Genomic DNA, 18,777 nt, shown 5'->3' on the forward strand with positions numbered 1-18,777 from the left:
AGGCGCGAGGCGGAGCGCGGAGCTCGACGAGCGGACCCGCAGTGCTCGACGAGCGGGCCCGCGGCGCCGGGCAGGGGCGACCGATCGCAGCCCGCCGGGCGGGTGAGCACCCAGGCGGGCGAACTACTCTGGGAGCATGCGAGAAATGGTCTTGTTCGCCGTCATCCGACTGGTCCTGTGGGCCGGGATCTGGTGGGTGCTCACCCTGTTCGACGTCGGGGTGATGCTCGCCGGCGTGCTCGCCGCTCTGATCGCGATGCTGATCTCGATCCTCTTCCTCAACCGGGTGCGCGATGCCGCCGCGATGCGCTGGAAGGCCGCCGACGACAGGCGCCGTGAGCGTCACGCCGATGACGTCGATGAAGATGCCGAGGCGGAGGACTCGTTCCTGGATGCCGAGGCCGCCGCGGCGGACGGCGCCCATGGCACCGACGTCACCGAGGAGTCCGGCTCGACCACGGCGTCACCTGCCGGCCCCGGTCAGCTGCCCGAGCTCCCGGCCGAGGATCCGGCGAGCCCGTCGGCCGACGGACGCTGAGCCCTCACAGGCACAGGCACAGGCCGAGCAGCAGCAGCAGCGAGAACACCAGCTCGAGCCGCCCGGAGGCGCCGAGGACCGGGATCAGGTCGCGCCCACCCGCGCCGCGCAGCACGATGCGCAGCGGGGAGATCGCCAGCGGCAGGGCGAGCAGCACCACGACCACCGGCCACTGCACCACCATCACCGGCACCATGAGCACGAACGGTGCCAGCTGCGTCACCGCGAACAGGGCACGGGTCCTGCGATCGCCGAGCCGCACCGCGAGGGTGTGCTTGCCGGCGATCGAGTCGGTGGGGATGTCGCGCAGGTTGTTGGTCAGCATGATCGCCACGGCCAGCAGACCGATCGCGATCGAGGCGAGCAGAGCGACCCAGTTGGGGTGGGGCGTGATCGCGTAGGCGGTGAGGTTGACGGCGACCAGGCCGAAGAAGACGAACACGAACAGCTCGCCGAGGCCCAGGTACCCGTAGGGCTTCTTCCCGCCGGTGTAGAACCAGGCGGCGGCGACGGCGGCCGCCCCGACGAGGAGAGTCAGCCAGATCTGGGCGAGGGCGATGAGGACGATGCCGAACAGTGCTCCGGCCGCCAGGGCGCCGATCGCGGCGGCCTTGACGGTCTTCGGGGCGGCGGCGCGGGATCCGGTGAGGCGGAAGGGGCCCACCCGGTCGTCGTCGGTGCCGCGGATGCCGTCGGAGTAGTCGTTGGCGTAGTTCACGCCGATCTGCAGACACAGGGCCACGGCGAGGGCGAGCAGCGCTCGCGGGACGACCAGTGCCCAGTCCACACCCCCGGGCTGCTGGGCCAGCTGCCAGATCGCGACGCCGGTGCCGGCGGCGACCGGGGCGAAGGCGGCGGGGAGGGTGCGGGGTCGGGCGCCCTGCACCCACTGCGACAGGCTGGCCATGGTGCTCCTCGACAGGTCGTGGCCGACGGATCACGGCCTCATCGAGGATACGCGGTGGCCCTGGCGCGTTCCGGCCCGAGGGCGTTCCGACCCCGTGGCGGACCGCACACCCTGCCTCGAGGAGGAGGCTCAGCCCGCGGCGGCGAGGCGGCGGGCTGCGGCCCGGTCCACCTTGCCGATCCCCAGCAGCGGGAGCTCCTCGACCACATGGACCCGCTTGGGGATCATGTGCGCGGGCACCTCGCTGGTGCGCAGCGCGGCCCGGACCAGAGCCGACGCCTCGGCAGGATCGGTCCCCGGCTCGAGGGTGACGAGGGCGTCGACACGCTGGCCCCACTCCGGGTCCTCGACCCCGACGACCACGCTCGTGCGGATCAGGCCCTGCAGCATGAGGGAGCGCTCGATGGCTCGTTCCACGTCCTGCGGGAGCACCTTGCGACCGCCGGTGTTGATGACGTCATCGGCCCGGCCCAGCACGCTCAGCGTCCAGTCCACGCCCAGCTCGGCGAGGTCTGACGTGGTGAAGGTGCGCTGGGTGGTGCTCGACGCGGCGCTCGTTGCGGTGCTGGACCTGGTGCTGGTCTCGGTGCTGGACCCGGTGCTCGGCGCGGAGGCCGACGTGAACGGCGTCGTGTCGGTGCCGCCGTGGGCCGTGAGATAGCCCAGGGCGAGGGTCGGCGAGGCGATCACGAGGCGGCCGGCACCGGACGCGTCGGGCGCCTCGAGGTGCAGCTGCACCCCGGGGAGCGCGGTCCGGTCGTACACGCAGCCGCCGGCAGTCTCCGAGGAGCCGTAGGTGGTGCGCACGGCGATGCGCTGGGCGCGGGCCTTCGCGAGCACCTCGGGACGCGTTGCGGCCCCGCCCACGAGCACGGCGGCGAAGCGCCGGAGCACCCCGCGGGCGCGGGCGTCGGCCCCGGTCGTCCCGGTGATGATGCGGGTGAGCTGGGTGGGCACCAGGGAGGTGAATGCCGGGAGCCCTGCGTCCTCGGCCTGCGCGAGGGCGGGCTCGGCGAGCGCTACGAACGCCGCGGCGTCGAAGTGCCCGCGCAGGTCCGGCAGCGGATCCGGGAGGGCCGGCGCGGCCAGGCCCAGCACCTGGGCGGTGCGATGCGCCCGGGCGATCACCTGCACGCCGGCGATGTGGGTGGGCGGCAGCAGGGGCAGCCAGAAGCCGTGGCCCTGGGTGTCCGGGGCGGTGCCGTCGGCCGCGAACAGCGCAGCGGTCGCGTCCTGGGAGGCGAGCAGGGCCGAGCGGGACAGCGCGACCGCCTTCGCCGTGCCGGTGGACCCGGAGGTGGGGACCACCAGGGCGGTGTCCTCGAAGCCGGCCGGCAGGGCGGACGGCGCCGGGAACGGCCCCAGCCACAGCCGCGAGGTGCCCGCCATCAGCTGCCCGATCGCTCGGGAGTGCGCGTCGAGCGAGGCGGCGGAGGAGTCGTGGGCAGGCGGCACGAGCCAGGGCCGGGCTGCGAGATCCGGCTGCTCGGAGGAGGAGAGGGCCACGGCTCAGCCCTGCGGGTGGGGGAACTGCGACCAGTCGGGCTCGCGCTTGCCGAGGAAGGCGTCGCGACCTTCGACGGCCTCGTCGGTCATGTACGCCAGGCGGGTCGCCTCCCCGGCGAAGACCTGCTGGCCCATGAGCCCGTCGTCGGCCAGGTTGAAGGCGAACTTCAGCATGCGGATCGCCTGCGGCGACTTGGTGGCGATCGTGCTGGCCATCGCGAGCGCCTCGGTCTCGAGATCCGCGTGGTCCACGACGCGGTTCACCGCGCCCCAGTCGTAGGCATCCTGCGCCGAGTACTCCTCGGCGAGGAAGAAGATCTCCCGGGCCCGCTTCTGCCCGACCTGCTTGGCGAGATAGGCCGAGCCGTAGCCGCCGTCGAAGGAGCCCACGTTCGCGTCGGTCTGCTTGAACCGCGCATGCTCGCGCGAGGCGATCGAGAGGTCCGCGACCACGTGCAGGGAGTGACCGCCGCCGGCGGCCCAGCCGTTCACCACGGCGATCACGACCTTGCCCATGGTGCGGATCAGGCGCTGCACCTCGAGGATGTGCAGGCGGCCGCTGGAGCCGCTGCGCACCTGGGTGGTCTCGCCGAGGTCCTCCTGCTCGGAGTACTCGTAGCCGGCGCGACCCCGGATACGCTGGTCGCCGCCGGAGCAGAAGGAGCGGCCGCCGTCCTTGGGGGAGGGGCCGTTGCCGGTGAGCAGGATGATGCCCACGCCGGTGTCCAGGCGGGCATGGTCCAGCGCGCGGTACAGCTCGTCGACCGTGTGCGGGCGGAAGGCGTTGCGCACCTCGGGGCGGTCGAAGGCGATGCGCACCGTCGGCAGGTCGTGGCCTGTCCGCTCGCCGTCGGGGGACTCGATGCGGTCGACGGCCCGGTGGTAGGTGATGTCGGTGAAGGCCTCCCCGCCGTGCTCGGTGGCGGGGACCTCGCGCCACAGGCGCGGATCGAAGGTCTCGGAGACCTGGTGGGGCAGCGGATCAGGAGCGGACGTCATGGTGCTCAGGGTAGTCCGGGCCGCGGCGGTGGAGGGTTCCGATGGGGTGAGGTCAGCGACTCCACGGCAGCTCGGAGGTCGCCGGCACCGGATCGCTGCGCAGGCGGCCGTAGATGAGCACGTCGTGCCGCTCGCCGTCGAGGAGGAACTTCTGGCGCTCGATGCCCTCCTGCACGAAGCCGGCGGCGCGGGCCACGGCCCCGGAGGCCGGGTTGTTCACCCGGTGGCCGAGCTCGAGCCGCTCGAGCCCCCAGCCGCCGTCGGCCACGGGGCGCAGCGCACGGTTGGCGACGGTCGCCGCGGCCCGCGAGGTCAGGCCCCGGCCGCGGGAGCCGGCGTGCTGCCAGTAGAAGAACCAGCCCGATCGGTGGGGCTCCTCGATGCTCACGCCGATGAGACCGATCAGCTCGTCGTCGACCAGCTCATCGTCGACCAGCTCGCCGCCGACCGTTGCGCTCCCGGCACGCACGGTCCCGGCCGGCTCGCCGCGGTCCATCCCCCGGGGCTCCCCAGCCACGATCGCGACGCCCCGACGGGAGGGTGCGTCGAGCCAGGCGATCATCTCCTGGGCCTGCGGGAGCGAGGTGACGTCGCCCTGGCGGGCCATGTCCGGGGAGGAGGCGAAGGCGGCCAGTACGGCCGGGCCGTCGTCCGGGCGAACGGGTCGCAGCAGGTGGGATGGGGTGCTCATCACGGTCACGATAGCGAGGCCCGCCGAGGGCATCCCGAGAATTCTTCCTCCGACGGCACCGCCCGCTAGCCTCGGGGAATGCTCATCCCTTCCGCACTGCGCGAGCGCGGCATCGACCGCGTGCTCGCGTGGACCATCCCCATGACCACCCGTTTCCGCGGCATCACCGAGCGTGACGGCCTGCTGCTGCACGGCCCCGCCGGATGGGCGGAGTTCTCCCCGTTCTGGGACTACGACGCCGCGGAGTCCGCGGCGTGGCTGCGGGCGGCGCTCGCCGACGCGACCGCGGCCCGCCCCGCCCCGCGCCGCGAGGAGATCGCCGTCAACGCCACCATCCCGGTGGTGCCCGCCGTGCTCGCCCATCGCATCGCGACCGTCGGCGGTGCCCGCACGGCCAAGATCAAGGTCGCCGATCCCACCTCCTCGCTCGCCGAGGACACGGATCGGGTCGAGGCGGTGCGCGACGCGCTGGGCCCGACCGGCCGGATCCGCATCGACGCCAATGCGGCCTGGACCCTCGACCAGGCGAAGGAGGCCCTGCCGCTCCTGGACCGCGCCGCCGGCGGCCTCGAGTACGCCGAGCAGCCCTGCGCCTCGATCGAGGACCTCGCGGCCCTGCGCCGTGCCGTCGACATCCCGATCGCGGCCGACGAGTCCGTGCGCCGCGCCGAGGACCCGCTGCGCGTGGCCCGGGCCGAGGCGGCCGACGTCCTGGTCATGAAGGTGCAGCCCCTCGGCGGTGTGCAGAGGTGCCTGGACCTCGCCGACCAGGCCGGCCTGCCCGTGGTGGTGTCCTCCGCCCTGGAGTCCAGCGTGGGCCTCAGCGCCGGCCTCGCGCTCGCCGCAGCCCTTCCGGAGCTGCCCTACGCCTGCGGGATGGCAACCGCGTCGCTGCTCACCGGGGATCTCGTGGCCGATGCCCTGCACCCCCGGACCGGGACCCTGCCGGTGGCGCGGCCCGAGCCGCGGGAGGAGCTCATGGATCGCCATGCGGCGCCGGCAGAGCTCGCCGCTCGCTGGGAGGAGCGCCTGGCAGCCTGCCTCGACGCCCTGTGAGCTGACTCGTCGCCCCGAGCCGCGATGGCCGGTGCGGAGGCCGGGTCCCGTCGGGCGCATTACCCTGGCGGCATGCCTGAGATCGCAGCCGCCGCCCCCGCCTCCGGGATCTCCCGGGGGATCCCCGCTCCTGCTCCGACCGGGTCCGGGGCGGTCGATCAGGCGATCGCGATCTGGAGCGCGCTCGCCGAGCTCGGGGTCACCGATGCGGTGCTCGCGCCGGGGTCCCGCAGCGCCCCGCTGGTCTACGGGCTCGCCGGCCCGCAGCTCGCGGGAGCGGTCCGTGCCCACGTGCGGATCGACGAGCGCGCCGCCGCCTTCACCGCGCTGGGCCTGTCCCGGTTCGACCCCGAGCATCCTGCGGTGGTGGTCACGACCTCCGGCACGGCGACCGCGCATCTGCACGCCGCGGTGATGGAGGCCCACCACTCGCGGATCCCGCTGATCGTGCTCACCGCGGACCGTCCGGCCGAGCTGCGGGACGTCGGCGCGAACCAGACCACACGGCAGGCGGGGATGTTCCGCTCCCTCGTGCGCCTGGACGCCGACCTCCCCGCCCCGACCGCCGAGGCCGCCACGGCCACCGAGCTGCGCACCGCGGTCTCGACGATGGCGCGGGCCGTCGCCGCCGCGACCGGCGAGCACCCCGGCCCCGTGCACGTGAACCTCTCCTTCCGGGACCCGCTCGTGCCCCGCCCGGACATGGACCCGGGCATGGACACGGACACGGACGCGCCGCCAGTGCAGGCTGCGCCCGCAGGGCAGGAGAGGTCCTCAGCGCAGCGCCCGCAGATCGTGCTCACCCGGCGGTCGCGCCCCTTGCCGCCGCAGCCCCATCCCGTCCCGATCTCCGCGCGCACCGTGGTGGTCGCGGGCGACGGGGCAGGAGCGGCCGCCCGCGAGCTCGCCGAACGCCATGCCCTGCCGCTGCTGGCCGAGCCGAGCTCCGGAGCGCATGCCGGCCCGTCCCTCATCCCCGGCTACCCGGCCCTCCTCGCGGAGGTCATGGCGGATCCTCAGCATCCGCTGCGCCCGGACCGCGCGATCGTGCTGGGGCATCCGACGCTCTCGCGGCCGGTGATCGGGCGCCTGCTGGGAGCTCCGGACGTGGACGTGGTGGTCGTGGACCCGCAGCTGGACTTCGCCGATGCGGCCCGCCGGGCACGGCTCGTGGTGCCTGCCGTGCACGGAGACGACGACGCCGACGGGGCAGAGCTCGAGCGGCGCCGGCAGCAGCTGGTGGCCTGGCAGAGGGCCGCCTCCCGGGTGACGGCTGAGCTGACGTCCACCTGGCAGCAGGAGGCGGCGCTCGCCGTCTGGGCGGCGACGGGGGAGGACGACCTCCTGGTGCTCGGCTCCTCGAGCCTCGTGCGCGACCTCGAACAGCATGCGGGGCCGACGGCGGGCCGGGTGATCGCGAACCGGGGACTCGCCGGGATCGACGGCACCACGTCCCTCGCCGGTGGGATCGCTCTGGCCCACCAGGAGGCAGGCCGCGGAGCCGGGCAGAGTGCCGAGCAGAGAGCTCAGCAGGAAACCGGTCGGGAAGCTGGGCAGGGAGCAGAGCCGGGAGCAGGACGGGTGCGGCTCCTGGTGGGGGACCTCACCGCGCTGCACGATCTCACCGGACTGGTCATCGGTCCGCTGGAGCAGGTTCCCGATCTCGATATCGTGATCGTCGACGACGGCGGTGGTCGGATCTTCTCCGGTCTCGAGCACGCCGCGGCACCGCCTGACCTGCTGCGACGCTTCTTCACCACGCCTCACGGCACGGACCTCGAAGCGGCGGCGACGGCCCTGGGGGCGACGGCCCGGACCGTCACCGGGACCAGCCTGGGCACAGCTCTCGCACAGCGCGGCTCCGGCTTGCGGGTGTTCATTGTTCACCAGGAGATCAGCGCAGCGGCGCTGGAGCAGCAGGCGGAGGTGGACTCATGCACGACGTGAACGATGCGTACGACCCGTCCCGTAACGGCCAGAACGGCCGGAACAGTCACGACGGTCAGTACGGCCAGCACGGCCAGCACGGCCAGCACGGCCAGGTCCCTCAGGACGGTCAGTACGGCCCCTCGAGCCAGCCTGCCCCCTCGAGCCAGCCCGCCCCCTCGAGCCAGCCGGCACCGCACAGCCGGCCTGAGCAGCCCGCATGGCCCTGGGGCACCGCGGGGCAGGGGGATACCGGCTGGGCCGGGGCGAGCAGCGCCCCCGAGGGCACCGCGCAGGCGTACCCGGCCTACCCCGCGTACCCGTCCTCCGAGTCCGACACCTCACCCACCCCGTCCGCCTCGTCGTCGGCCTTCTCCGCGCCCTCCGCCTACTCGGCTCCGTACGGACAGGATCCCTCCGCGAGCACGGCGGCGCCCCCGGCAGCACCGGTCGCCGGGAGCTCACCGGCCCGGGCCCACGGGCCGGGATGGGGCGGTGTGACGGGCCTGGTCGCCCTCGGCATGCTGGTCTCCGGTGGCCTGACCCTGGGCGGAGTCGTCGCCTACGACCAGCTCCTGGCCCCCCAGCCCGCGGCCACGAGCACCGCGCAGGCCGCTCCTGAGGAGCCGGCCCAGCCTGCGTCGGTGTCCACGGTGGATGATCCTGACTGGGCCACGGTCGCCGACCAGGTCGCCCCCAGCGCCGTCGCGATCCAGGTGAGCACCGGCTCCGGGACGAGCCTGGGCACCGGGGTCGTCCTCGACGAGAAGGGCACGATCCTCACCAACAACCACGTCATCGACGGGGCGAAGGCGGTCCAGGTCACCACCAGCGACGGACTCAGCTATGCCGCGTCGGTCGTCGGCGCCGATCCGACCACGGACCTCGCCGTGCTGCGACTGGACTCTCCGCCCGACGATCTGCAGCCGGCCACCTTCGCCGATTCCTCCACCATCGCCGTGGGACAGCCCGTGATGGCGCTGGGCACCCCGCTGGGCCTCGAGAACACGGTCACCACCGGGATCGTCTCAGCGGTGGACCGCCCCGTGACAGCCACCGGCGAGGACCCGTCGGGCTCGGACACGACCTACACCTCCGCGATCCAGACCGACGCCGCGATCAATCCCGGCAACTCCGGCGGCCCGCTCGTGGACGCCGCCGGGCAGGTGATCGGGATCAACTCCTCCATCGCGGGCATCCCGAGCGCCTCCGGGCAGGCGGGAAGCATCGGGCTCGGCTTCGCGATCCCGTCGAACACCGCGACGCTCATCGCGGACCAGCTCCAGGAGGACGGCACAGCAGAGCACGCGTTCGTCGGGGTGACCAGCAGGGACGGGTCACAGCCCGTCGGCGACGTCGCCTATCACGGCGCCGAGGTGGTCGGCATCGAGCCCGACAGCCCGGCCGCTGCGGCAGGGCTGCGGGAGGGCGACCTGATCACCAAGATCGACGACACCCCCGTGGGCAGCGCGGCCGCGCTGACCGGCGTGGTGCGCGGTCTCCCCGTCGGGTCCGACCACACGCTCACCGTGGTGCGGGACCAGTCGGTGCAGAGCATCGACATCACCCTGGACAGCCAGCCCACCTGAGCGCCGCCCGACGTCCCGGCCCGATCCGGATCGTCCTCCGCGGCCGGGGGCCGGGCTCGGGGGTCAGGCGCCGAGGAGAGGCTCGGGCGGGGTCTCCTCGATCTCGCTCGCCGTGGGCGTGCCGCGCAGGGCACGCAGCATCGGGCGGCACTTCGCGAGCACCTCGGCGTGCTCGGAGACCGGGTCCGAGGCGGCGACCAGGCCGCCGCCCGCCTGCAGCGTGACGACCCTCTGGGCGTTCAGGTGCGCCATCCGCAGGGCGATCGCCCACTGTCCGTCCCCGGCGGCATCCATCCAGCCCACCGGTGAGGCGTACCCGCCGCGGTCATGCGGCTCGAGGCGGGCGATGATCTCGTCGGCGGCCTCCCGCGGCGTCCCCGACACGGCGGCCGACGGATGCAGGCGGGACGCGACGTCCACGCTGGTGGTCCCGGAGCGCAGGCGCGCGGAGACATCGGAGGCGAGGTGCTCCAGCCCGGGCAGCCGCAGCACGAAGGGTTCGGGGGAGACGTCGATGTCCTCGGCCAGCCCCGCGAGGCGCTCGACGACGGAATCCACGGCGAAGGCGTGCTCGGAGAGCTCCTTCGCGTCGGAGCGGAAGGCGCGACGATCCACCTCGTCGAGCTCGCCGTCGTCGGCGACCGGCCGCGTCCCGGCGAGCACCCGGGAGAAGACGCGCCCGGTCTCGGTCTGGGCGAGCATCTCGGGGCTCGCCCCGATCACGTCGTCGAGGTGGTAGACCCAGGTGCTCGGGTAGTCACGGGCGAGGTTGGCCAGCAGCACCGCCGGCTCGATGCGGTGCTCGGCCGTGACCGTGGTGCGCTCGGAGAGGACGACCTTCTCGGCGCGACCGGCGCGGATCTCCGTCACGGCCTCCTGGACCAGGGCCTGGTACTCGTCGGGCGTGTGGTCCGCCTCGACCTCCAGCTCGTCCGACGGGGACGGCTGGAGGGGCGTGGACGGGAACAGGTCGCGCCAGGACGTCGGGACCACCGGCTCCTCGTCCACACCCACCACCGTCAGGAACGACTCGCCGTCGTGCACGCCCAGCAGCGCGCTCGGCACCATCAGGCGCGAGCTCCGCTGCGAGGTGTCGGCGTAGGAGAAGCTGCCCAGCGCGATCAGACCGCTGGTGCGCGTGCGCACCTCGTCGTCCACCCGCGCGGCCGCGGCCACGGCCTGGAAGGCGGCGCTCGCCGCCGCGAACCGATGGGGCCCGACGGTCTGCACGCTCCAGGCGGTCCCGAGCGCGACCATCCCCTGGCCGTGGCGCAGCCAGGCACCGCTCACCGCCAGAGGGATATGGCCGAGGAGGTCGACGGTCTCGTCGAGGCGCAGGGTGCGCACGATCAGCGACGGCACGGCAGATGCCGTTCCACCGGACCCAGGGGTCTCGACGGACTCAGCGGGCTCGGCAGTCTCAGGGGGCAGGATCGGATCGGACATCCGTGTCATTATGCGACACCGGAGCGCCCCGCGCCGTGACCCGCGTCCCGTCCCGGGATGCATGATCGGGCGCCGCTGAAATGCGACCATGGACCGGCGCCCCCTCCGAGGTGGCGTCGGGCCGGAACCTGGGCCCGCTTCCCCGTCGTGACCCGCTCAAGGAGCAGTTCGTGAACAGCACCGGCGACAGCATCGCGACGCCTCTGGTCCGCGGCATGATCGCCGCCGCGCTCTCGCTGGGCACCGCGATCGCCCTCGTCGTCGTGCCCGCGCTGGCCGCTCAGGTCGCCGGAACGCGTTCCAGCGCGACCGCCCTGGATGCGATCATCATCGCCCTGAACGTTCTGGTCCTCGGCCATGGCGGCGGCATCGTGCTGAGCACCGGTGTCATCGACGGCGCCGTCACCCTCACCCCGTTCGGCCTGCTGGGGCTGCTGCTGCTCATCTCCATCCTGGGCATGCGCCGGGTGGGTCGAGCGCTGCAGCTCGTGCGGGATGACGGCGTGCTGCGCCTGCGCGCGCTCCGGGACGCCGGCAGTGCGCTCGGTGCCTACGCCGGGGTCTATGCGATCGGCATGGCGGTGCTCGCCGGGATCGGCCGCAGCACTGACTCCAGCCCCGTGGTGACCTCGGCGATCGTGTCCGGGGCGATGGTGGCGGTGCTCGGCGGCGTGCTGGGGATCCTGTGGTCCCTGCGTCGTGAGGCGACCTCCACCATTCCCGGGGTGCGGGTGCTCGAGCTGCTTCCCGCCCCGTTCGGCGACGTCGCACGCTCCGTGCTCCTCGCGCTGGTCGGCCTGCTGGGCGTGGGCATGCTTCTGAGCGTCGTGATGATGGTCGTCTCCGTGCCCGAGCAGTCCTCCCTGTTCGACGCGCTCGATCCCGGGATCGTCGGGGGGATCGTCCTCACGCTCGTCCAGCTGGCGCTGCTGCCGCTGCTGGCGGTCTGGGCGCTCGTGGTCCTCCTCGGCGGCACGGTCGGGGTCGGGACCTCCTCCTCGATCTCGCTCGACGGCTCCGCGACGGGAGTGATGCCCGCGCTTCCGCTGCTGGGCGCGTTCCCCGGTCCCGGCGATTACTCCGCATGGCTCTGGCTGCTCCTGGTGGTGCCGGCCGTCCCGGTCGTCGTCGGCGCCCTGCGACTGGTCCGGGACGTCGAGGATCTGGAGCGGCGCGACCGGATCACGGCGTGGATCGCCTATCCCGTGGCGGTGGTGGTCGGCGTGCTGCTGCTCGCGGGGCTGTCGACCGGTGGCATCGGGGAGGGCCGTCTGGTGCATCTCGGGCCCCAGATGAGTTCCCTCATCCTCCCGCTGCTGGGCGTCGTCGTGGTCAGCACCGGCGTGGTGCTCGTGGCGCTCGCCTCACCGGTGGTGCCGTGGGTGCGCGCGCAGACCGCCGCGCTGCGGGCCCGGGTCGAGAGCGCTGAGAGCGCAGAGGGCTCGGAGGATGCAGAGTTCTCGCGTCGGTCCGGCAGGGGAGAGGCGTCGGGGGCGCGCGCGGACGAGGGGGCCGACGGCACCGCCGATGAGGTGTCCTCCGGCGATGACCGTGCCGACGACGACCGTGCTGACGGCGACCGTGCTGGCGATGACGGCGACGGCGACGCTGACGAGGACGCCCACGCTGACGACGACCGCGCTGCTGGCGACGACCATGCTGCCGAGGACGACCACGGCGGTCATGATCCCGACAGCCGGACGACGGGGATCGACGGCGGCGTCAGCCGCCCATCAGGTCGCTGATCCAGCTCGCCATCGAGTCCTGGGCCTCCACGTCGCACTGCACACGTGCCTGCTCGGTGAGCGCGGTGGCGCGGCATTCCTCGATCTCCGCCATCGGGCCGTAGAACAGCAGGCTCAGGAGGGATCCCGCGGTGATCATCAAGGTGGCCGGCACGCCGATGATCAGCGAGATCACGGCCATGCCCGGGCGGCCCTGCCGGAACGACTGCACCGCGAGCAGAACCAGCAGCACCAGGGCCACGAGAGCGCCGATCCCGGCGGCCAGGGAGAACGGCAGCGGGGTCAGGAGCAGCAGCCAGGAGGCGAGCATCGTCAGCAGCAGGGCGCGCACCAGTCGTCGGTGACGGGAGGCTGCATCGGTCCCGGAGACTGTCGCCCCGGTTCCCTCGGTGTCGTGTTCGCTGCTCATCGTTCCTAGTGTGCCTGGTCCGCCTGGACGTCGTGCCTCTGGACGTCGTGCCTCTGTCTGCCGTGCCCCTGGACGTCGCATCCCTGGACGCCGTGTCCCCGGATGCCTGGTGACTCTGGAGGCCTGCGATGCTCCGACTACGCTGAGGCGGTGACCCCCACCCCCATCGCCGTCCTCATCTCCGGTACCGGCTCGAACCTTGCCGCCCTTCTGCGCAGCAGCGAGGAGCCCTCGAGCCCCTTCGTCGTGGTCGGGGTGATCGCCGACCGTGACGCCTCCGGCCTCGAGCACGCCCGCGCCGCCGGGATCCCCACCGAGGTGATCCGCCTCGCAGACCACGCGGACCGCGCCGCCTGGGACCAGGCGCTCGCCGACTCCGTGGCCCGTCTCGAGCCGCAGCTGGTCGTGCTCGCCGGGTTCATGAAGCTCGTGGGCCCGCCCTTGCTGGAGGCGTTCGGCGGGCGCATCGTCAACACGCATCCAGCCCTGCTGCCCTCCTTCCCCGGTGCCCACGGGGTCCGTGACGCCCTCGCCCACGGGGTGAAGATCACCGGTGCGACTGTCATCGAGGTCGACGCCGGCGTCGACACCGGGCGCATCCTCGCCCAGGTCGCCGTCGAGGTCCGCGCCGAGGACACCGAGCATGATCTCCACGAACGGATCAAAGCCGCGGAGCAGCCCCTGCTCGTCCAGGTGGTCCGTGAGCTGACCGCTCACCGCTGACCGCTCACCGCTCACCGCTGACCGCTGGGCGGAGCAGGCTCCCGCTGTCAGGGGCTCCCGGCTAGAATGGCCCCACACGACTGGCGAAGGTGGGCGACCACCGGGGAGTGACAGCACGAGCATCGTCCGCCTGGGTGCTCGCCACAAGGACCCGATCCGAACAGGAGCACGCCTCGTGACCACCACCCAGCGCCGCCCGATCCGCCGCGCCCTCATCTCCGTCTTCGACAAGACGGGGATCGTCGATCTCGCCCGCACCCTCTCCGAGAACGGCGTCGAGATCGTCTCGACCGGTTCCACCGGCTCGACCATCCGTGACGCCGGCATCGACGTCACCGACGTCGCGTCGGTGACCGGCTTCCCCGAGATGCTCGACGGCCGCGTCAAGACCCTCCACCCCCGTGTGCACGGCGGCCTGCTGGCCGATCAGCGCCTCGACAGCCACCGTGCGCAGCTCGCCGAGCACGGCATCGAGCCCTTCGACCTGGTCGTGGTGAACCTCTACCCGTTCAGCGAGACCGTCGGCGCCGGCGGCAGCTTCGACGAGATCATCGAGAAGATCGACATCGGCGGACCCTCCATGGTGCGCGGCGCCGCGAAGAACTTCGCCTCCGTCGCCGTGGTCGTGGATCCCGAGGTCTACCCGACGGCCGCCGAGGCCGCGGAGGCAGGCGGCTTCACCCTCGCCGAGCGCCAGGAGCTCGCCACCATCGCCTTCACCCGCACCGCCGAGTACGACGATGCGATCAGCGACTGGATGCTGGACCAGCTGCCCGAGGTCGAGGGGGACGACGAGACGGGCGACAGCTCGCAGGAGGACGACGCGCTGGATGCGGACGCCCCCCGGAGCATCCTCGACCTCAGCGACGAGGACGCCGCTCAGCTCGGCTTCACCGCCACGCTGCGCTACGGCGAGAACCCCCACCAGCGGGCCCGCCTGGCCGTGACCGACCCCGAGGTCCCCGGCATCGCCGGCGCCGAGCAGCTGGGCGGCAAGGCGATGAGCTACAACAACTACGTGGACGCCGACGCCGCCGTGCGCGCCGCCTTCGACCATGAGCGACCCTGCGTCGCAGTGGTCAAGCACAACAACCCCTGCGGCATCGCCGTGGCGGGCGAGGGCGAGGACATCGCCGTCGCCCATCTGCGCGCCCACGGCACCGACCCGCTGTCCGCGTACGGCGGCGTGATCGCCACCAACCGTCCCGTCACGCTCGCCATGGCCCAGCAGGTCAAGCCGATCTTCACCGAGGTCATCCTGGCCCCGGCCTACGAGGACGAGGCGCTCGAGCTGCTGCGCACCAAGAAGAACCTGCGGATCCTGCGCCTGGAGGGCGAGTACTCCCGCGAGGTCGAGATGCGCGAGATCTGGGGCGGCATGCTCGTCCAGGACTCCGACGCCGTCGACGCCGAGGGCGATGACCCCGCGAACTGGACCCTTGCCGCCGGGGACGCCGCCGACGAGGCGACCCTCGCGGACCTCGCCTTCGCCTGGCGCTCCGTGCGCGCGGTGAAGTCCAACGCGATCCTGCTCGCCGGGGACGGAGCCGCTGTGGGCATCGGAATGGGTCAGGTCAACCGCCTGGACTCCTGCCGCCTGGCCGTGTCCCGCGCGAACTCGCTGGGCGAGCACGCCGAGGGCGAGGCCGCTCCGGAGCGCGCCCGCGGCGCGGTCGCCGCGTCGGACGCCTTCTTCCCCTTCGCCGACGGCGCGCAGATCCTGCTCGACGCGGGCGTGCGGGCGATCGTGCAGCCCGGCGGCTCCATCCGCGACGAGGAGGTCATCGAGGCGTGCCGTGCCGCCGGTGCGACCCTCTACCTCACCGGTACCCGCCACTTCGCGCACTGAGCGCACCGGCCCGCCACGTCGCGCTCTGAGCGCTGAGCGGCCTGGACCGCCGCCCCGCGGCTCCCGGGAAGCTCGGCCGGCGGATCGTCTGCCGACGGATCACCGTCCGTCTGATCGCCGTCAGTCGGGTCTCCTGCACTCAGGCGACCCGACGGGCGGCCCGCCACGGCACCCGGCAGGTGCCGACCTCGGTCGAACGCCCCGCTGCCTCTGCGGACGCGGGGCGATCACCGCACCGTCAGCCGAGCGGTCGCCGTCCCGTCAGCCGAGAGGCATCTCCAGCACGACACATCGGGCCGGCGTTCACCGGCTCGACACCCCGGCCCTCTAGAGTTGGGGCCATACACCAGCGTGACGCCCGAAGGAGTGGCCGTGAGAATCCCCGACAACCAGAGCCTGCGCGAGTACATCGAGCATCTGCGCGAGGAGGGCTACTCGGTCAAGGACGGGCATACCCCGGACCCGGACCTGATCGACCCTCAGGGCAACCCCGTGTACACCTGGCAGGAGGGGTACCCGTACGAGACGCGCATGGATCGCGACGAGTACGAGCGCGAGAAGTACAAGCTCCAGGTGGAGCTGCTGAAGTACCAGTACTGGCTCGAGGACAACGACCAGAAGTCGATCATCATCTTCGAGGGACGCGATGCCGCCGGCAAGGGCGGCACCATCAAGCGCTTCACCGAGCATCTGAACCCCCGCACCGCTCGTGTGGTCGCGCTGAACAAGCCCAGCGACCGCGAGCGCGGCCAGTGGTATTTCCAGCGCTACATCCAGCACCTGCCCACCGAGGGCGAGATGGTGCTGTTCGACCGGTCCTGGTACAACCGCGCCGGCGTGGAGCGGGTGATGGGCTTCGCCTCCCCGGAGGAGTACGAGACGTTCATGAACCAGGTGCCCTACTTCGAGCGGATGCTCGTGGACTCCGGCATCTTCGTCACCAAGTTCTGGTTCTCCGTGTCCCAGAAGGAGCAGCGCACCCGCTTCGCGATCCGTCAGCTGGACCCGGTGCGCCGCTGGAAGCTCTCCCCGATGGACCTCGAGTCCCTCGACCGCTGGGAGTCGTACACGCAGGCCAAGGAGGAGATGTTCCGCCGCACGGACAAGAAGTACGCGCCGTGGACGATCATCCGCTCCAACGACAAGAAGCGGGCGCGGCTGAACGCGATGCGCTACTTCCTCTCCCAGTTCGAGTACGAGGACAAGGACCACGAGGTCGTCGGCGTCCCCGATCCGAAGCTCGTCATGCGCGGCAAGATGGAAGAGGCCGACGAGTGAGCTGACGCTCCTCGAGTCGAGCCAAGCGGAGCCGAGCGGAGCCGAGCCGAGCGGGGCCAAGCGGAGCCGAGCCAAGCCGAGCCAAGCCGAGCCGCGCCAAGCCGAGCCAAGCGGAGCCGAGCCAAGCGGAGCCGAGCTTGGTTCCGTAACCGCATCCGCAGTCGCGGCCGTCGCGGATTCCTCGGATTCGTGGCGCTGGTGGGCCGTTTCGAGGGAATCGGTGACTCGTGGGGTGGCGGTGTCCCGGTTGCGTCGCGGACGGCGCCGGATTCCTCGGGTTCGTGGCGCTGGTGGGCCGTTTCGGGGGAATCGGTGACTCGTGGGGTGGCGGTGTCCCGGGCCTCGCGGAGCGTGCCGGATTCCTCGGGTTCGTGGCGCTGGTGGGCCGTTTCGGGGGAATCGGAAGGCTGCCTGTCCTGGACGAGACGACTGCCGATCTCGGACGAGACGACTGCCGATCTTGGACGAGACGGCGGCCCGTCCTGCACGAGAGGCGCCCCTCATCGTCCGACTCGGAGGATGAGGGGCGCCGTGTCCGGATTTCGAGGGCGCGCTCAGCCCTCGGTGTCGGGCTCGAGGGGGAGCCGCGTGATCTCCCCGGAGTCCAGCCATTCGTTCGACAGATCGGGCATGGTGCCGGTGGGGGTCGCGCGATGCGGGCTGGTCATCGACTCGGGGGAGAGCAGCGACTTGAGCCGGCTCTCGTCCAGCAGGCCCCGCTCGAGCACCAGGTCGGCGACCGGGCGACCGGTCTCCAGAGCCGTCGAGGCGACGTCGGTGGCGGCGGCGTAGCCGATCACCGGCACCAGCGCGGTGACCACGCCGATCGAGCGGCGCAGGTTGTCCTCCAGGGTGTCCTCGTTCAACGTGATCCCGGCGATGCAGCGATCGGCCAGGGTGTTCATCGCCCGCGTCATGATGCGGGTGGACTCGAGGATGTTGAAGGCGATCACCGGCTCGAAGGCGTTCAGCTGCAGCTGGCCGCCCTCCGCGGCGAAGGCCACCGTGAGGTCGTTGCCGATGACCTCGAAGGCGACCTGGTTGACGACCTCGGGGATCACCGGGTTCACCTTGCCCGGCATGATCGAGCTGCCCGGCTGCACCGCGGGCAGGTTGATCTCGTGGAAGCCGGCCCGAGGGCCGGAGGAGAGCAGCCGCAGGTCGTTGCAGATCTTCGAGATCTTGACGGCGATGCGGCGCAGGATCCCTGAGAAGGTCACGAAGGCGCCGGTGTCGCTGGTGGCCTCGACCAGATCGGCGGAGACCACGAAATCGATCCCGGTGAGGTCGGAGAGCTCCTGGGTGGCGAGCTGTGCGTAGCGGGGATCGGTGGTGATGCCGGTACCGATCGCGGTCGCCCCGAGGTTGATCTCCTGGAACGCGGCCGCGGTTCGGGTGAGGCGCACGACGTCCTCCTCGATGGTGGTGGCCCAGGCGTTGAACTCCTGGCCCACGGTCATCGGGACCGCGTCCTGCATCTGCGTACGGCCCATCTTCAGCACCCGGGAGTACTCCGCGCCCTTGGCGCGGAGAGTGGTGATCAGGTGGTCCATCGACTCCACCAGCGCCGGGAAGGTCAGCAGGATCCCCAGGCGCAGGGACGTGGGGTACACGTCGTTCGTGGACTGCGCGAGATTGACGTGGTTGTTGGGGTGCAGGTGCTCGTACTCGCCCTTCTGCCTGCCCAGGATCTCCAGTCCGCGGTTGGCGATCACCTCGTTGGCGTTCATGTTGGTGCTGGTGCCGGCACCTCCCTGGATCATGTCCACGACGAAGTGCTCGTGGAGCTCGCCGCCGACGATCTCCGTGCAGGCCTGCTCGATGGCTGCCGCCCGCTCGTCGTCGAGTGCGCCGAGCCCGTGATTGGCGCGGGCCGTGGCCCGCTTGACCTGGGCCAGCGCCTCGATCAAACGCGGGAAGTGGCTCAGGGGAAGGTCCGTGATGTGGAAGTTCTCCTGCGCGCGCAGGGTCTGGATGCCGTAATAGGCGTCGGCGGGGACGTCGCGGTCGCCGAGCAGATCATGCTCGGAACGGGTCGCGGTGCCGGGCGTCGAACCGGGGCTGGTCATGTGAAGGAGTCCTCCAGGTCGCTCTGATGGCCGACGTCGTTGCCGG

Annotated in this window: 15 protein-coding genes and 1 riboswitch; of the genes, 8 read left to right on the top strand and 7 right to left on the bottom strand. The window is 72.1% G+C overall.

Going from position 1 to position 18,777, the window contains the following annotated elements; genetic code table 11:
• The first annotated feature begins 136 nt into the window (after positions 1 to 136).
• Positions 137 to 538: a DUF4229 domain-containing protein gene (locus INT49_RS05700; RefSeq protein WP_193116754.1), complete on the top strand. Its 402-nt coding sequence runs from the start codon at positions 137 to 139 to the stop codon at positions 536 to 538.
• 4 nt (positions 539 to 542) lie between these two features.
• Here the strand turns inward: INT49_RS05700 and INT49_RS05705 are convergent, their stop codons facing one another.
• The 4 genes from INT49_RS05705 to INT49_RS05720 all read right to left on the bottom strand — a co-directional run bounded on the left by INT49_RS05705 (position 543) and on the right by INT49_RS05720 (position 4,641).
• Positions 543 to 1,445 carry a 1,4-dihydroxy-2-naphthoate polyprenyltransferase gene (locus tag INT49_RS05705; RefSeq protein ID WP_193116755.1) on the bottom strand — a complete coding sequence of 301 codons (903 nt, stop codon included), beginning with the start codon at positions 1,443 to 1,445 and terminating at the stop codon, positions 543 to 545.
• A 129-nt stretch (positions 1,446 to 1,574) separates the two neighbouring features.
• The gene (locus tag INT49_RS05710) at positions 1,575 to 2,951 is read right to left on the bottom strand and encodes an AMP-binding protein (protein WP_319021526.1); all 1,377 of its coding nucleotides are present in this window, start codon (positions 2,949 to 2,951) and stop codon (positions 1,575 to 1,577) included.
• Between the two features lie 3 nt (positions 2,952 to 2,954).
• Entirely contained in the window at positions 2,955 to 3,950 is a 996-nt protein-coding gene (locus INT49_RS05715) for a 1,4-dihydroxy-2-naphthoyl-CoA synthase (RefSeq protein WP_193116756.1), read from the bottom strand.
• A gap of 52 nt (positions 3,951 to 4,002) precedes the next feature.
• Positions 4,003 to 4,641: a GNAT family N-acetyltransferase gene (locus INT49_RS05720; RefSeq protein ID WP_193116757.1), complete on the bottom strand. Its 639-nt coding sequence runs from the start codon at positions 4,639 to 4,641 to the stop codon at positions 4,003 to 4,005.
• Positions 4,642 to 4,719: 78 nt separating this feature from the next.
• Between INT49_RS05720 and INT49_RS05725 the strand changes: the two genes are divergently transcribed.
• From INT49_RS05725 to INT49_RS05735, 3 genes are all read left to right on the top strand, one after another.
• Positions 4,720 to 5,697 (top strand): o-succinylbenzoate synthase, encoded by a 978-nt coding sequence (locus tag INT49_RS05725; protein ID WP_193116758.1) that lies wholly within the window; start codon positions 4,720 to 4,722, stop codon positions 5,695 to 5,697.
• A gap of 72 nt (positions 5,698 to 5,769) precedes the next feature.
• A complete protein-coding gene (gene menD / locus INT49_RS05730) occupies positions 5,770 to 7,644 on the top strand; it encodes a 2-succinyl-5-enolpyruvyl-6-hydroxy-3-cyclohexene-1-carboxylic-acid synthase (RefSeq protein ID WP_226849800.1) in 1,875 nt (624 codons plus the stop codon).
• Positions 7,632 to 9,212 (top strand): trypsin-like peptidase domain-containing protein, encoded by a 1,581-nt coding sequence (locus INT49_RS05735; RefSeq protein ID WP_193116760.1) that lies wholly within the window; start codon positions 7,632 to 7,634, stop codon positions 9,210 to 9,212. Before menD ends, INT49_RS05735 begins: the two co-directional genes overlap by 13 nt.
• Before the next feature lie 63 nt (positions 9,213 to 9,275).
• On the opposite strand, the gene INT49_RS05740 is transcribed toward INT49_RS05735, so the two are convergent.
• On the bottom strand, positions 9,276 to 10,658 hold the full coding sequence (locus tag INT49_RS05740; RefSeq protein ID WP_226849802.1) for an isochorismate synthase: 1,383 nt from the start codon (positions 10,656 to 10,658) through the stop codon (positions 9,276 to 9,278).
• A gap of 170 nt (positions 10,659 to 10,828) precedes the next feature.
• Here INT49_RS05740 and INT49_RS05745 point away from each other — a divergent pair, with 170 nt between their 5' ends.
• Complete coding sequence (locus tag INT49_RS05745; protein WP_193116762.1) at positions 10,829 to 12,403, top strand: cell division protein PerM; 1,575 nt, start codon at positions 10,829 to 10,831, stop codon at positions 12,401 to 12,403.
• Here INT49_RS05745 and INT49_RS05750 read toward each other — a convergent pair.
• Positions 12,381 to 12,812, bottom strand: coding sequence for a hypothetical protein (locus INT49_RS05750; RefSeq protein WP_193116763.1), 432 nt, complete (start codon positions 12,810 to 12,812; stop codon positions 12,381 to 12,383). The two genes, INT49_RS05745 and INT49_RS05750, sit on opposite strands and share 23 nt — an antisense overlap.
• A 150-nt stretch (positions 12,813 to 12,962) precedes the next feature.
• Between INT49_RS05750 and purN the strand changes: the two genes are divergently transcribed.
• The 3 genes from purN (at position 12,963) to ppk2 (ending at position 16,662) form a co-directional block, all read left to right on the top strand.
• On the top strand, positions 12,963 to 13,535 hold the full coding sequence (gene purN / locus INT49_RS05755; protein WP_319021527.1) for a phosphoribosylglycinamide formyltransferase: 573 nt from the start codon (positions 12,963 to 12,965) through the stop codon (positions 13,533 to 13,535).
• 66 nt (positions 13,536 to 13,601) lie between these two features.
• A riboswitch (ZMP/ZTP riboswitch) is annotated at positions 13,602 to 13,678 on the top strand.
• Between the two features lie 32 nt (positions 13,679 to 13,710).
• A complete protein-coding gene (gene purH / locus INT49_RS05760; RefSeq protein WP_193116765.1) occupies positions 13,711 to 15,384 on the top strand; it encodes a bifunctional phosphoribosylaminoimidazolecarboxamide formyltransferase/IMP cyclohydrolase in 1,674 nt (557 codons plus the stop codon).
• 372 nt (positions 15,385 to 15,756) lie between these two features.
• Positions 15,757 to 16,662, top strand: a complete 906-nt coding sequence (gene ppk2, locus INT49_RS05765; protein ID WP_193116766.1) for a polyphosphate kinase 2 — start codon at positions 15,757 to 15,759, stop codon at positions 16,660 to 16,662.
• 554 nt (positions 16,663 to 17,216) lie between these two features.
• Here the strand turns inward: ppk2 and INT49_RS05770 are convergent.
• Positions 17,217 to 18,731, bottom strand: a complete 1,515-nt coding sequence (locus INT49_RS05770) for an aspartate ammonia-lyase (RefSeq protein WP_193116767.1) — start codon at positions 18,729 to 18,731, stop codon at positions 17,217 to 17,219.
• Positions 18,732 to 18,777: the final 46 nt, after the last annotated feature.

This window comes from Brachybacterium tyrofermentans (assembly GCF_014897585.1).
In the GTDB taxonomy this organism is placed as follows: Bacteria; Actinomycetota; Actinomycetes; order Actinomycetales; family Dermabacteraceae; genus Brachybacterium; species Brachybacterium tyrofermentans.